Origin of the sequence: Streptomyces sp. MB09-02B (genome assembly GCF_033794485.1) — a bacterium.
GTDB lineage: Bacteria > Actinomycetota > Actinomycetes > Streptomycetales > Streptomycetaceae > Streptomyces.
The window spans coordinates 15,687-29,982 of record NZ_JARGEE010000060.1 but is presented as its reverse complement, the minus strand read 5'-3'; the positions used below and the strand labels follow the sequence as shown (position 1 = coordinate 29,982).

10 protein-coding genes are annotated in these 14,296 nt (G+C 69.9%); all 10 read left to right on the top strand.

Annotated features, from left to right (window positions below):
• The first annotated feature begins 23 nt into the window (after positions 1–23).
• On the top strand, positions 24–974 hold the full coding sequence (locus P1P70_RS11865) for a type VII secretion protein (RefSeq protein WP_319236777.1): 951 nt from the start codon (positions 24–26) through the stop codon (positions 972–974).
• A gap of 31 nt (positions 975–1,005) precedes the next feature.
• Positions 1,006–5,025, top strand: a complete 4,020-nt coding sequence (gene eccCa, locus P1P70_RS11860) for a type VII secretion protein EccCa (RefSeq protein ID WP_319236776.1) — start codon at positions 1,006–1,008, stop codon at positions 5,023–5,025.
• Complete coding sequence (locus P1P70_RS11855; protein ID WP_319236775.1) at positions 5,022–6,488, top strand: DUF6177 family protein; 1,467 nt, start codon at positions 5,022–5,024, stop codon at positions 6,486–6,488. The genes eccCa and P1P70_RS11855 overlap by 4 nt, the downstream gene beginning before the upstream one ends.
• A gap of 134 nt (positions 6,489–6,622) precedes the next feature.
• Complete coding sequence (locus tag P1P70_RS11850) at positions 6,623–7,777, top strand: ABC transporter substrate-binding protein (protein WP_319236774.1); 1,155 nt, start codon at positions 6,623–6,625, stop codon at positions 7,775–7,777.
• Positions 7,778–7,826: 49 nt separating this feature from the next.
• Positions 7,827–9,599, top strand: a complete 1,773-nt coding sequence (locus tag P1P70_RS11845; RefSeq protein ID WP_319236773.1) for an iron ABC transporter permease — start codon at positions 7,827–7,829, stop codon at positions 9,597–9,599.
• The gene (locus P1P70_RS11840; protein WP_319236772.1) at positions 9,592–10,719 is read left to right on the top strand and encodes an ABC transporter ATP-binding protein; all 1,128 of its coding nucleotides are present in this window, start codon (positions 9,592–9,594) and stop codon (positions 10,717–10,719) included. The genes P1P70_RS11845 and P1P70_RS11840 overlap by 8 nt, the downstream gene beginning before the upstream one ends.
• Positions 10,720–11,156: 437 nt before the next feature.
• A complete protein-coding gene (locus tag P1P70_RS11835) occupies positions 11,157–11,555 on the top strand; it encodes a hypothetical protein (RefSeq protein ID WP_319236771.1) in 399 nt (132 codons plus the stop codon).
• A gap of 79 nt (positions 11,556–11,634) precedes the next feature.
• A complete protein-coding gene (locus P1P70_RS11830; protein ID WP_319236770.1) occupies positions 11,635–12,393 on the top strand; it encodes an ABC transporter ATP-binding protein in 759 nt (252 codons plus the stop codon).
• Positions 12,387–13,652 (top strand): hypothetical protein, encoded by a 1,266-nt coding sequence (locus P1P70_RS11825; RefSeq protein ID WP_319236769.1) that lies wholly within the window; start codon positions 12,387–12,389, stop codon positions 13,650–13,652. The genes P1P70_RS11830 and P1P70_RS11825 overlap by 7 nt, the downstream gene beginning before the upstream one ends.
• 104 nt (positions 13,653–13,756) lie before the next feature.
• Positions 13,757–14,242: a hypothetical protein gene (locus P1P70_RS11820; RefSeq protein ID WP_319236768.1), complete on the top strand. Its 486-nt coding sequence runs from the start codon at positions 13,757–13,759 to the stop codon at positions 14,240–14,242.
• Positions 14,243–14,296 lie beyond the last annotated feature (54 nt).

Genomic DNA, 14,296 nt, shown 5'->3' with positions numbered 1-14,296 from the left:
TTCCCTTTCTCTTGGGCCTGGATATGTGTTTAAACGCGCCGCAGACCCCCCTGCACGCCCCCGACGCCGTGCCCACCGTCGATCCTCGGCTGGCTCATGCGCTCGGGCGGCCCCAGCACGGCGAGTCCGTGGCCCGGCGGACGGGGCGGTCGATCCGGAAGCTGGCCGGGTCGGCCGCGCAGGACGTGGCCGAGGAGACGCGGATCGCGCGGGAGTTGCAGCAGCCCGTGACCACCGGACGGGTCATCGCGGTGACGTCCATCCGGGGCGGCGTCGGGAAGTCGACGATGGCCGCACTGCTGGGACGGACGTTCAACCACTACCGGCACGACCCGGTGCTGACGCTGGAGGCCGACGCCGCGCTGGGCACCCTGCCCGTGCGGATGGGCGCCGACTCGGTGCGCTGGGCGGCGGCCGATCTCGCGCGGATCCTCAACCCGGCCATGCAGCTCACCGATGTCACCGGCTACCTCGTGCCCGTGTCGGACGGCGGCTGGCTGCTGCCCGCCAGCCGGGGCCGCGTCGGGGCCCCGCTGGACATCCGTACGTACCGCACGGTGACCCTCGCGCTGCGGCGCTACTTCGCGGTGACCGTCGTGGACTGCGAGACCCTCCCGGGCGAGGTGGCCCGTACGGCGATGGACACCGCGCACGCGCGCGTGGTCGTCGCGCCGATGACCGCCGAGGGCGTCAACGGCACCCGCCAGGTCCTGGACTGGCTCGGCCAGTTGCCGCACTCCGCGCTCTCCTCGACCGTCGTCGCGCTGACCGCCAACTCCCCCGACGTCACGCTGGACCGCGCCACGGCCGTCGCCCACCTCAAGGAGTCCGGCGTCCATGTCGTCACCGTCCCCTACGACCGCCACCTCGCCCAGGGCGGCCCCATCCGCACCGGCCTGCTGGGCCAGGAGACCCGCGCGGCGGCGATCACCCTGGCGGCGGAGGCGATGACCCGCGCGGTGAGGATGCGATGACCGGCAGTTCGTGTGCGGAAGAGGTCCGTTCGTGACCCAGGAGTTGATTCACCGGCCCGCTCGGAGCACCCGGCCGCTCGGGGCCGCCGGGGCCCGCACCATCGAGCCGCCGCCGAACCTCCCGGAGGGCAAGGCGGGGGCGGCGGCCACGGCGCTGCTGCCGATGGCGGGGGTCATGGGATCGGTCGTGATGATGACCGTGATCCGCAACAGCCAGTTCGCGGCCATCGGCGCGATGGTGCTGGTCATCGCGCTGCTCGGCGCGGTCGCCCTGTTCCTCTCCCAGCGCGGCAAGGCCCAGCGCACCCGGCGCACCCAGCGCGAGCGGTACCTGGAGTATCTGGAGGAGCTGCGCGAGGAGTTCGGGGACGAGGAGCGGCAGCGGCGGCAGCTGGCGCGGGTGCTCGATCCGCCGCCGGAGGCGCTGTACGACCTGGTGCGCGACCCCGCCCGGCTCTGGGAGCGGCGGCGGCAGGACGTGGACTTCCTGCGGGTGCGCGTCGGTACCGGTGACGTACCCGTGGCGGGTCTGGCCATCGGGCAGAACCAGGGCGGGGTACTGACGCCGCCGGACCCGTTCATGCTGAACGAGGCGCGGGCGCTGCTGGCCCGCTACTCCGTCGCGGGCGGCTGCCCGATCACCGTGCCGTTGGACCGCGCGGGCAACGTCAGCGTGGTCGGTGACCGGGAGGGCGTGCTGCGGGTGGCCCGCGCGCTCCTCGTCCAGGTCGCCGTCTCGCACGCGCCCGACGACGTGGCCGTGGCGCTCGGCGTGCCGGGCGAGCGGCTGGCGGACTGGGAGTGGGCGAAGTGGCTGCCGCACGTCCTGGACGCGCAGGAGCACGACGGTCCGGTGGCGGCCCGCCGGATCGCGCCGAGCCTGCCGCAGCTGGCCCGGCACTTCCGGCACGAGCTGGGCCGGCGCGCGTCGTACGCGGCGGAGGTGCGCCGGGGGCTCGCCGACCGAAAGGCGCTCAGGCTGGCGTCCCGCATGCTCGTCGTCAGCGACGAGTACGGGGAGACGGCCGCCGAACTGCCGCGCCCCGACACGGCGGTGGGGCTCGCGGACATGGGCGTCACCGTGCTTCATCTGCTGGAGGAGCAGGTCCACGAGCCCGATCAGGTGTCGGTGCGGATCACCGTGCGGGGCGACCAGGTCGTGGTGGAGGACCTGCGCGACCCCGATCCTCTGGTGATCGCGGCCCCGACCGCCGTCCCGGCCGCGCACGGCACCTCCGACCACGTCACCGCCGCCGGTGCCGAGGGACTCGCCCGGCTGCTCGCGCCGCTGCGGCTGTCCGCCGAGTCGGCCGCCGAGGGTACCCCGGTCACCGGGCCCGTCGACTTCCCGGGCCTGCTCGGCATCGACGACCCGGCCCTGCTGAACCTGCACGACCTGTGGGCGCCGCGCGGCGAGCGCGAGTTCCTGCGCGTGCCCATCGGGGTGACCGACCGTCATGAGCCGGTGCTGCTCGACCTCAAGGAGTCCTCGGAGCTGGGCATGGGCCCGCACGGCCTGTGCGTCGGCGCGACCGGTTCCGGCAAGAGCGAGCTGCTGCGCACCCTCGTGCTGGCGCTGGCCGCCACCCACGCCCCCGAGGACCTGGCCCTCGTCCTGGTCGACTACAAGGGCGGCGCGACCTTCGCCCCGTTCACCGAACTCCCGCACGTGGCCGGTGTGATCACCAACCTGGAGAACCAGGCGGGCCTCGTCGAGCGCGTCCACTCCAGCCTCGCGGGCGAGGTCAAGCGGCGGCAGCAGGTACTGAAGGACGCGGGGAACGTCGCCGACATCGGGCACTACGCCGCCCTGCGCGCCACCCGGCGGCCCGACCTGGAACCGCTCCCGCACCTCTTCGTGGTGATCGACGAGTTCGGTGAACTCCTCACCGCCAAACCGGACTTCATCGACCTGTTCCTCTCCATCGGGCGCATCGGCCGGTCCATCGGCGTGCACCTGCTGCTGTCCAGCCAGCGCATCGAGGGCGGCAAGCTGAAGGGGCTCGACACCTACCTCTCGTACCGGCTGGGGCTGCGCACCTTCTCCGCCGACGAGTCGCGGACCGTCCTCGACACCACCGACGCCTTCCATCTGCCGCCGCTGCCGGGCTTCGGCTATCTGAAGGTGGACACGTCGACGTACGAGCGGTTCAAGGCGGGGTACGTGTCGGGCGCGTACCGGGGTCCGGCGCTGGTGGCGCAGGAGGACGACACGCCGTTGGCCTGGCCGTATCCGACGTACAACACGCTGGAGAGCGCGCCCGCCGGTGGTGAGGTCGCCGACGAGCCGAAGGCGACGAAGCGGGAGACCGGGCCGACCGTGATGTCGGTGATGGTGGACCAACTGGCCGCCGCGGCGCGGCCGGTGCGGCGGATCTGGCTGCCGCCGCTGCCGGACGCGATCACGCTGGACGCGGCGGCCGGCCCCGTGCGGGTGGACGAGCGCGGGCTGCGGCTGGCCACCGGGGAAGGCCCCTTGCGGGTGCCGCTCGGGGTGCTGGACGACCCGGCGAAGCAGTGGCAGGGCCACTGGGTGCTCGATCTGACGGTCGCGGGCGGTCACGCGGCGGTGATCGGCGGCCCGCAGTCGGGCAAGACGACACTGCTGCGGACGCTCGCGCTGTCGCTGGCCACGACGCACACCCCCGCCGAGGTCGGCATCTACGGGCTCGACCTGGTCGGCGGCGGGCTCTCGGCCCTCTCCGGGCTGCCGCACGTCGGCGGGATCGCGGGGCGGGCGGACCGGGAGCGGGCCGCGCGGACGGTCGCCGAGGTGCGCACGATGCTGATCGAGCGGGAGGAACTCTTCCGCGAGCACGGCATCGACTCCGTCGACCAGCTGCGGCAACTGCGCCGGCAGGGCCGGCTGCGGGAGCTGGGGTCGACGGACATCGTCCTCCTCATCGACGGGTTCGGCGCGCTGCGCGACGAGTTCGCCGAGCTGGACGACACGGTGGTGGAGCTGCTCAAGCGCGGTGGCGGGTACGGCATCCATGTCGTCGGGGGCATGCTGCGCTGGAACGACGTGCGGATCGCGACGCAGTCGATGTTCGGGACGCGGGTGGAGCTGCGCCTCAACGACCCGAGCGATTCGAGCGTGGACCGCAAGCTCTCCGAGACGCTGTCCCCGGACACCCCGGGGCGCGTCCTGACCGACGGCAGGCTGTTCGCGCAGGCGGCCCTCCCCCGCCTCGACGGACGGCCGTCGACGGGTGATCTCGCCCCGGCGCTGGAGGACGCGGCCCGCACGATCCGCTCGACCTGGCACGGTGAACTCGCCGCCCCTGTACGGGTGTTGCCGACCCGGCTGCCGTCGGAGCGGCTGCCGTCGGTGGTCACCGAGCCGCACCGGGTGCCCATCGGGGTGGACCAGGACGCCCTCGCGCCCGCGCTGCTGGACCTGTTCGGCTCGGACCAGCACCTGCTGATCCTGGGCGACAACGAGTGCGGCAAGACGAACCTGCTGAAGCTGGTCGCGGCGCGGCTCGTGGAGCGGTACTCGGACGAGGAGCTGGTCTTCGGTGTGTTCGACCCGAGGCGCGGCCTGCGGGGTGTGATCCCGGAGCCCTACCGGGGCGGGTACGCGCACAACGCGAAGCTCGCGGCGGGGCTGTCGAACGGGATCGCGAGCGAGCTGGAGAAGCGGATGCCGGAGAGCGCCGACCCGGACGCGCTGACCGACGAGCCCGCGTTCAAGGGCCCCCGGATCGTGATCCTGGTCGACGACTACGACATCCTCACCACCGCCGGGCAGCAGCCGCTGGCACCCTTCCTGCCGTATGTGTCGTCGGCGCAGGACATCGGGCTGCACTTCGTGATCACCCGCCGGGTGGCGGGCGCCTCCCGGGCGATGTACGAGCCGCTGCTGCAGACCCTCCGCGAGACCGGTACGGCCGCGCTGCTGATGACCGGTGAGCGGAGCGAGGGCCAGCTCTTCCCCGGCCTGTACGCCTCGGCGCAGCCGGCCGGGCGGGGCACGCTGGTCCGCCGGGGACGGCCCCACCAACTGATCCAGACCGCACTCGCCGACGAGGAGGGCGACCGCCCGTGACCAAGGACGTCATCGCCCTGACCCCGAAGATGCCCGACGTCTGGGCCCTCATGGCGAGCCTGTACGCCGGCGGCTCCGACCTGGACCTGTCGGCGGCGGCCGAGGGCGCGGTCGTCCAGCTGCACGGGCCCGGTGGCCGCCCGCTGGTGTCCGTGGAGTCGCCGGTGCTGGTGCAGGTGCCCGGTGAGGCGGAGCGGCTGCTCGGGCAGGCCATGGAGGCCCCGTTCTGGTGGACGGAGGCGCGGGCGTCCACAGCCGTCCCGGAGGCGGAGCGGCTCGCGGGGGTGGTGTGCGGGCGGCTCAACGCCCTGCTGGGCGGCGCGACCTGGCCCCCCGGGGCGGCGAGCACGAAGGTGGTCGATGTGTCCGCCGTGCCGTCGGCGGGGTCGGGGCAGCCCGCCGTGGACGTGGTGACCGAGAACGCGGCCGTCGTCCTCATCGACCGGCCGGTGGTGGCGATGACCAGCTGGCTCGCGGAGATCATGCGGACGGCGGCGGGGTCCCGGCGGTCCCTGCAGATCGTCACGCCGCGCGGCGTACGCCTGACCCCCGCCGCCCGCACGACGCTGGCGCGCGTCCCCAACCGCTGGGTCGTCCAGGACCCGGAGTGCGGGTACTACGACGGCCTGTCGGGGGCGGTGCTGCGCTGGCAGAACGGGGCGTTCTCGCCGGCGCTCACGGAGAACGGGACGACGGCGGTGGCGGCGTCGTTCACGCGCCCGGCACGGGACGCGGCGGGCAGCCCGGCGGACGGCCCCCACGGCGGCCCGGCGGACGAGGACGCTCCCGGCCGGCAGTTGATCGTGGCCCTCCGGACCGTGCACCGGGCCGACGAGCACCTGCTGCTGGGCGGCGCCCTGGAGGCGGCCTGGAAGGCGCTGACGGGCACGGCACCGGCGGGCTGGGGCACAGCCGAGCCGGTCAACCTTCCCTGGGCGCCACGGCAGTTGACCGACCTCGCGCGGGAGCGGGCGCCCGAGCCCTCGCAGCTGATCGTGGTCGGCACCCCGGACCGGCCCGCGATGGCGACGGTCCGGGTGACACGGACGACGAAGGGCGTGGAGGAGGACGCGGTCCTCACGATCGGCTACGCGGCCGGTGAGGACCCGCCGCTGGACCGGATCGAGGCGCTGGCCGACACCCTGGTCCGGGAGCACGGCCTGCGGACCATGCTGACCTCGGTGCGCGCGGCCCGCGCCGACCTGACGACCGCGCCCCGCCTGGAGGGCCCGCCGATCCCGTACGCCTTCACGCTCGGCCCGGACGACGTCCACACCATCGGCCTGGACCACGCCCGCCGCCCCCCGGTGCAGGCCCCTGCGCGGCACCTCGGCCCGACGTCCCGCCCGGCCCTGCACTACGCCCTCGGCGACGGCACGGACCCGGCCTCCTGGGAACGGCTCCAGCAGCTCACGGCCCATCTCAAGAGCGATCATTCCCGGCCATCCGCCCCTGCTCAGTGAGGGTGACTCGCGTCACTAACTCAACGACCAATAAGAGCAGTACGAGCTCTGACGGGTGAGGGATTTACCGGCCTGACCAGGGTCCCTAACCTCCCGGCAACAGCTGCCAGAAGGCACGCGCCAGGAGGAGAACCATGGCCAGATCCAGCCAGACCAGCACCCGACGCATCGTCGTCACCGCATGCGCCGCGACGCTCGCCCTCGGCACCCTGGCCGCCTGCGGCGGTGCCGACACCGACGCGCCGAAGGTGGCGGAGAACAAGATCTCGACGGGCAAGGTGCCGGACTACTACCCGGCGGACTACGCCGACCTGATCGCGGCCGCGGAGAAAGAGGGCGGCAAGCTCACCGTCTACTCCAACCTCGGCGACGAGAACATGGCGCCGATCGTCCGGGACTTCAAGAAGAAGTACGACTTCATCAAGACCGTCTCCGTCAACGAGCTGGACAGCGACGAGCTGTTCCAGAAGACCCTCTCCGAGAACGCGGCCGGTTCCTCCCCGGCGGACGTGCTGATCTCCAGCGCGGCGACCGCCTGGTCGGACTTCTCGGCCCGCAAGGGCACGGTCCTGGAGTACAAGTCGCCGGAGCTGAAGGAGCTGGGCGCGAGCGCCGAGCTGCTGCCGAGCGTGTACTCGCTCTCGCAGGACCCGATGACGATCGCGTACAACACCTCGCTGATGGAGACCCCGCCGACCACCCTGACGGACTTCGCCAAGATCGTGACGGAGGACGAGGGCAAGTACAAGAACAAGGTGACGGTCCGCGACCCGGAGGGCTCGTTCGGTTTCACCGTCACGCGGGCGCTCACCGAGGGCAACCCGGAGGCGTGGAACGACCTGGAGAAGATCCTGCCGCTGACCCGCCCGGAGACCTCCTCCGGCACCCAGCTGGAGAAGATCGTCGCCGGTGAGTACACGGCGGGCTTCCTGATCAGTGCCTCCCCCGCCTACCCGGTCGTCGAGGACAGCGCCGGTCTGGTGAAGATCGTCTTCCCGAAGGACGGCACGGTCGTCCTGCCGCGCGGCATGGGCATCGCCGCCGAGGCGCCGCACCCGGCGACCTCGAAGCTCTTCATGGACTTCGCCCTCTCCGAGGAGGGTCAGCGCGCGGTCGCCGAGGGCGGTCTGGCCTCGTACCGCGACGGTGTGAAGGGCGAGGGCCTGCACACCTACCAGGAGGTCGTGGACGCCGTCGGCGAGGAGAACATCATCCACGTCAAGTACGAGGCGGTCTCCAAGGACGACTCCGAGGCCTGGCTGGAGCGCTTCGACGGACTCCGCAAGTAGACGGACTCCGTAGGCAGGCAGCTTTCAAGGACGATCGGAGTCAGCTCAGATGTCAACCCTCACCCAGCCACCCCGCACACCGGCGGACGAGACACCCGCGGAGACGTTCCGGCCACCGCGCTACCGCCGCCCCTTCGGCATCGGACGGGACACGGCCGTCCAGTACGCGGTCCTGGCGTTCCTCGCCGTGCTGGTGCTGGCCCCGATCGTCCCGACCCTCTACCAGAGCATCCGCAACCGCCCGCTCTACGAGGCGGGCGGGGCGTTCACCCTCAGCGGCTACACCGACCTCTTCACCAAGGCCGGCTTCGGTGAAGTCGCCCTGAACACCCTGCTGTTCGCCTCGCTGACTACGGTCCTCAGCCTGGCGATCGCCATTCCCATGGCGATCGTGGTGGTCCGCACGAAGCTGCCGGGCGGACGACTGATCGCCCTCGCCATGCAATGGCCGTTCTTCATCTCGTCGCTGATCCTGGGCTTCGGCTGGATCATCATGTACGGCCCGGCGGGGTTCGTCAGCGTCAAGGTGCAGCAGCTCTTCGGCTCGGTGCCGTGGAACCTGTACTCGATCCCCGGCATGGCGCTCACGGAGGCCGTGGCGCTCGCCCCGATCGCGTACGTCTTCTGCGCCAACGCGCTCAGGCAGTCCGACGCCTCACTCGAATCGGCTGCGCAGGTCTGCGGGGCCGGTCCCTTCCGGATCCTCGCCCAGGTGATCGTGCCGCTGCTGCGGCCCCCGATCGTCTACTCGGCGATCCTCGTCTTCTCCGTCTCCATCGAGACGCTGAGCGTGCCGCTGCTCTACGGCCAGCCGGTCAGCATCGACGTCTTCTCAACGTTCCTCTACCACAACGGACTTCAGTCGGTGGACCCCGACTACACGATGCTGGGCGCGGCCTCCACGGTCATCCTGGTGGTCACCCTGAGCCTGGTCGCCGTGCAGGCGAAGCTGCTGAAGGACGCGGCGCGGTTCGTGTCCGTGCGCGGCAAGGTCACCCGGCCGCGCAAGCTGGACCTGGGCTGGCTGAAGTGGGTCAGCATCGCGTGCATCTGGTTCTACGTGATTGTGGGCGCCCTGATCCCGATCGCCGGCCTGGTGATGCGGTCGTTCACGCTCGTCTTCACGCCGCTGCAGTCGCCGTTCCGGACGGTCACGACGAAGAACTACGAGATCGTCTTCGACTCCGACAACTACGTGCAGTCGCTCTACAACAGCATGATCGTGGCCGGGGTCGGCTCGGTGGTGGTGTCCGCGCTCGCCGTGTTCGCGGTGATGGTGGCCCGGCGATCGACGTTCCGCTTCGGCCGGGCGGTGGAGTACCTGGCCCTGATCCCGCAGTCCCTCCCCGGCATCATCATCGGTATCGGCTTCTTCTGGGCCTTCGCGCTCGCCCCGTTCGGGATGGGCTCGGTGCTCCAGGGCACGATCTACGCCGTCATCATCGCCTTCGGCATGCGGGCCCTGCCCAGCGCGTTCGGCTCGGTCGCCCCGGCGATCATGCAGATCGGCGGCGAGCTGGACAACGCGGCCCGCGTCTCCGGCGCCGACTGGCTGATGACCTTCTTCCGTGTCCTGCGGGCCCTGATCACACCGGCGTTCGCGGGAGCGCTGATCCTCACCTTCGTGATCATGCTCAAGGAGTACTCCCCGGCCGTCTTCCTCTCCTCGGCCGACAACAACATCCTCGGCACCACCATGCTCAGTCTCTGGACGCAGGGCAGGGCCGGATCCGTCGCCGCGCTGGCCACCCTCCAGATCGGCATCACCGCGGTCTTCGTCGCACTCGCTGGACTGCTCATGAAGGGAAAGCACCATGCCTGAGGTGACCGTCAAGAACCTCGCCAAGACCTTCGGCGACAACTCCGTCCTGCGGGACGTCACCTTCACCATCAAGGACGGCGAGTTCTTCACGCTGCTCGGCGCGAGCGGCTGCGGCAAGTCGACGACGCTGAACTGCATCGCGGGTCTGGAGCAGCCGACGGAGGGCTCGATCGCGGTCGGCGGCCGGCCGTTCGTGGACGCCGGAGCGGGGGTCTTCCTCCCTCCCGAGGAGCGCAACCTCGGCATGGTCTTCCAGTCGTACGCGCTGTGGCCGCACATGACCATCGCGAAGAACCTGGCCCTCCCCCTCAACATCCGCAAGGTCCCCAAGGACAAGCAGAAGACGCTGATCCACGACGCCCTGGACAAGGTGGGCCTCGCCGCGCTCAGCGGCCGCTACCCCCACCAGCTCTCCGGCGGCCAGCAGCAACGCGTCGCGCTGGCCCGGGCGTTGGTGTACTCCCCGACGGTCCTCCTCCTCGACGAGCCCCTCTCCAACCTGGACGCCAAGCTGCGCGAACAGGCCCGCGCCTGGCTGAAGCGGCTCCAGGAGGAGCTGGGCATCACCACCGTCTACGTCACCCACGACCAGGACGAGGCACTCGCGCTCAGCGACCGGATCGCCGTGATGGAGGGCGGCAACATGATCCAGATCGGCACACCGCACGAGATCTACGAGAAGCCGGCCGCGCCCGCCGTCGCCGCGTTCGTCGGCCGCTGCAACTTCCTCACCGGCAAGGTGGTGAGCGTCGACGGCACCCGGCACACCGTGCTCCTCGACGCCAGCGGTGAGGTCGTCCGGGTCGACAGCGACCGGCGCGTCCCGACGGGCGACTCCGTCACGGTCGCGGTCCGCCCCGAGCGCCTGGAGGTCGTGGCCTCGACGGACACCCCGGCGGGCGTGAACCGCCTCGACACCCAGGTCATCAGCAGCTCCTACGTCGGCTCCCGCTACGAGTACGACGTCCGCCTCGGCGACCAGGTGGTGCAGGTACTCAGCGGCAACGGCGGCCTGGCGGGCGAGGTGGCGCTGGTCTTCGACCCGGGGCACGCGCTGCTGTACGCGGACAAGGTCGAACTGCCGGAGGATCAGCGGGACTTGCTGACCGTGACGAAATAGCGGTCAGTTCTTGATAGAGCATGCTCAACGACCGACAGCACCGCCGAACCCCCGAAACTCGCCGGGCGAGCAGGAGTTGGTCAACGCTGGGGCTTCCTCGCGGAGATCCTGCACGCCGAGACGGGAAGCGGGCGCGCCGGACTATTCAGGCACAAACGCTTCACAGGGGCGGGACTGACAACGCGAAAGAGCTTGAACTCGAAAACACTTGCTACCTAGGATCAACCAAAGATCGTCGTGTACAGCGTGGACTCCGCTGTACACGACGACTTTTCCTCCCATCTGGACCAATGGGGGGAATTGGTGCCATTCGGGAACGGACCCGGGGGCACCTACGGGGGGTCCTAGGTCCTCCCGTGAACACGTTCTGCCTCACCGGGAGTGAGCCTGTGCGTTCAGCAAGCAGAATACAGAAGGCTGCCGTAGTCACGTCGTGCGTGGCATCACTGGTGCTCACCATGGCGCCGACAGCCCTCGCGGAAGGCTACTTCGACAGCAGCATCGGCGGTGCCGCCCCGGGGTTCCAGTCCCGCTGGTGGACCAAGCACAACGACTATGACGCCGACACCGTGATCCAATTCACCGGCTGCTCGACACTGGGCGCGAGCAACAGCACCGAGGTGCAGCTCACCAAGTACAAGACTGGTCCACTGCCGGACGAGAACCGTGGACGCAAGACCTTCACCGCGTGCTTCAACAGCAGCAACCATGTCTCCAGGGGGAATTGGGGAGAGCAACGTGGCGGTGGCGACGAGTATCGCTTCGCGATCATCAAGATCGACGGAGTCGACTACCAGGGCCGTCTGAACGTCAGGGACGTTGACGTCTGGTACTGATCAAGCATGTGCGGCGGGCCCCGAGTGGACGTCACCGGGGCCCGTCCCCTCCCTCAACTCCCCTGCAAGGAAACACACTATGAGCGCAGCGTCGGTCCGCTTTGAGGGGTGCAGCTTCGCGTACCGTCGGAACAGGACGGTACTCAAGGACCTCAGCTTCGACTTTCCCATGGGGCGGACCGTGTTCCTCGGCCCCAACGGTGCGGGTAAGAGCACTGTTCTTGGTCTTGCCGCAACGGCCTTGCGACCCAGATCGGGTGCGGTGCGTCTCGGAGATCTCGTGCCGCGGCACGGTAGAGATCTCAAGGCGTACCGCCAGAAGGTCGCCTGGATGCCGCAACAGATCGACTGCGTACCCGGGTTGACCGCGCGCGAGCAGGTGGCCTACGTCGGTTGGCTCAAGGGGCTGTCGCGCTCCGGGGCATGGGGTCGCGCAGTTGAAGCGCTACGCCGGGTCGAGATGCAGGACCATCAGGACCGGAAGGTATCCGAACTGTCCGGCGGGCAGATGCGCCGGGTCGGAGTGGCACAGTCACTCGTGCATGGTGCGGAGGTACTCCTGCTCGACGAGCCGACGGCCGGTATGGATCCTCGACAGCGCCGGGTCTTCCATGAGGTGCTCGGCGGGCTGCCACAGGACGTGTCTGTGGTGCTGTCCACCCATGATGTCGCGGATCTCGATGAGATCTACGACCACGTCGTGGTTCTGAACACGGGAGTGATCCGGTTCTGCGGACCCGTCGAGCAGTTCCTGGCACACGCCTCGGCCGACGCGGCGCCCGGCCGCAGGGCTGAGAGCGCGTACGACGCCGTCGTGGGTGGAGTCCCCGCATGCTGATGAAGACCATGCTGCGCTCATCGTCTGCGCCTTGGGCCGCCGGGCCACTGTTCCTGCTTGTCTGGTACATGTCGGATGATCTGGGCATGCGAGTCGTCCCGGCCTACTGGGAGTCCGCGAGTTCCATTCCGGCATACTGCCTGTTCGCCATCGCACCGGTTTGCGCGGGGTGCGCCGCGTGGGAAGCGGGACGGCTGAAGCGGGCAAGAGTGGCCCAGCTGGGGGCTGCCCGAGCACAGACTGCGGTGATCGCACAAGCCCTGGCTCCGGTCGCCCTCTTGGGGCTGGCTGCGGTGGTCTGGTCGTTTCTCGTCGTACGCGTCTCCATGGGATCGGCCCTCGACTGGCCCTCGGTGCCAGTGATCGGGATGATCACAGGTGTCCTCATCGCGCACATGCTGCTCGGCTTCGCCGTGGGAAGCATGCTGCCAAGACTGCTGGCTCCGGCACTGATTCTGGTGCTGGACTACCTGTGGATGACGCTGCCGCCCACCTTCGACACGATGTGGGTGCGACACCTCACCGGTCATCTGGAGACCGGCCTGCCGGTGACCGACCGGATCAATCCGGACTCGGTCATCGCTCCGCTCATTCTCGCTGCGGGAGTCGCGGCCGCAGGGCTCCTCGTTGCCGTCACCAACGGAAGAGCCCGAGTCGTCGCAGCGCTTTCCGGTGTGCTCTGCGTCGGGCTCGGAGGATTCATCAGTCACCATCTGGTCGCCGACTGGGGGCCGTCCGCGCCGGCCCTGGCCCGCACGGACAAGCCCGCATGTGCCGGACAGAAGCCCGAGATCTGCGTCCCGAGAGAACTCGCGTCCGTGGTGCCTGAGTTGGCAGAGGCATCGACGGCAGTGCTTCCCCGGCTCGCCGATGCGGGCATCTCCGTCCCGGAGCGGCTGAGTAGCGCCTCGACTGCGGAGCGCGCGACTCCGGGCACATGGCGTGTCTATGTGAATCCGTATCTGACGGAGGACGACGCCCAGGCCGAAATCGCCGAGGCCGCCCTGCCCGACCTTCCGGACTGCCTGGCCCACACGGACGCCTACGTGGGTGATCCTCGACCCCTTCGGGTCTGGCTCCTGCTGACGGGTGGCGTGCCCGACGACGTGGTCACCGAGCACTACGGCCCTGACGCGGTCCCCGCGCTGGCCAAGGTCCGTTCTCTGTCGTCACAGAAGCAACTGGACTGGTATCAGCGGAACCTGAGCCTACTGAAGCACTGTGAGCCTTCGCCGGAAACGCAGGCGATCGTCCGATGACCTTGTGGGTGAAGGCTCGCCGCCCCCTCGCCCTGGCGGTTGGACTCCTGGTGTTCACAGCGCTTTGCACAGCAGTCGGCGGGCGTCTTGTAGGGCTGCCTTCGTTGAGCGGTACCGGGACCACCACGGTTCCGCTACTGCTGTTCGTCCCGCTCGCGGTCTGTGCGGGACTGCTGCTGTCTCTCGACGGCGGCGCACAGGCTGCGGAGATCACCGCGGCTCGACACATCGCCACCTACGACCGGCACCTGACCGCGGTCACCGGGGCCACCGCGGTCGGTGCCAGCGCCCTGGCGGCTGCACTTCGAGATGCGCCGGTGGCTTTGGCGTCCGGACGCAACACACTGTTCCTCATCGGACTGACGCTCTGTGTCCGTGCGCTCTGGGGCAGTGGCGTAGGAATGCTGGCAGCCGCCGGATGGGTCGTGATGGTCACCCTCGTCGGCTACGACGCCTACCGCACCCCGCGCACGTGGGCCGTCCTCGGGCTCGCGCCAGGAGACCTGGTCGGTGTCGCATTGGCCGGGCTCTGTTTCGCTGGAGGACTGGGCGTGCTGGGTCGGGTATCCCTCGGAAGGAGACTTCAATAGCACCGGGGCGGCCTTCGCCGGGCGACGTAGTTCTGCCGGCGGTGTGCGTGACAG

What these genes read in the sequence shown, in the direction of transcription:
- P1P70_RS11830 (WP_319236770.1), top strand. Translation starts at nt 11,635, where the DNA reads ATGAGCGCAGCGTCGGTCCGCTTTGAGGGGTGCAGCTTCGCGTACCGT.
- P1P70_RS11845 (WP_319236773.1), top strand. Translation starts at nt 7,827, where the DNA reads ATGTCAACCCTCACCCAGCCACCCCGCACACCGGCGGACGAGACACCC.
- P1P70_RS11840 (WP_319236772.1), top strand. Translation starts at nt 9,592, where the DNA reads ATGCCTGAGGTGACCGTCAAGAACCTCGCCAAGACCTTCGGCGACAAC.
- P1P70_RS11825 (WP_319236769.1), top strand. Translation starts at nt 12,387, where the DNA reads ATGCTGATGAAGACCATGCTGCGCTCATCGTCTGCGCCTTGGGCCGCC.
- P1P70_RS11865 (WP_319236777.1), top strand. Translation starts at nt 24, where the DNA reads ATGTGTTTAAACGCGCCGCAGACCCCCCTGCACGCCCCCGACGCCGTG.
- P1P70_RS11850 (WP_319236774.1), top strand. Translation starts at nt 6,623, where the DNA reads ATGGCCAGATCCAGCCAGACCAGCACCCGACGCATCGTCGTCACCGCA.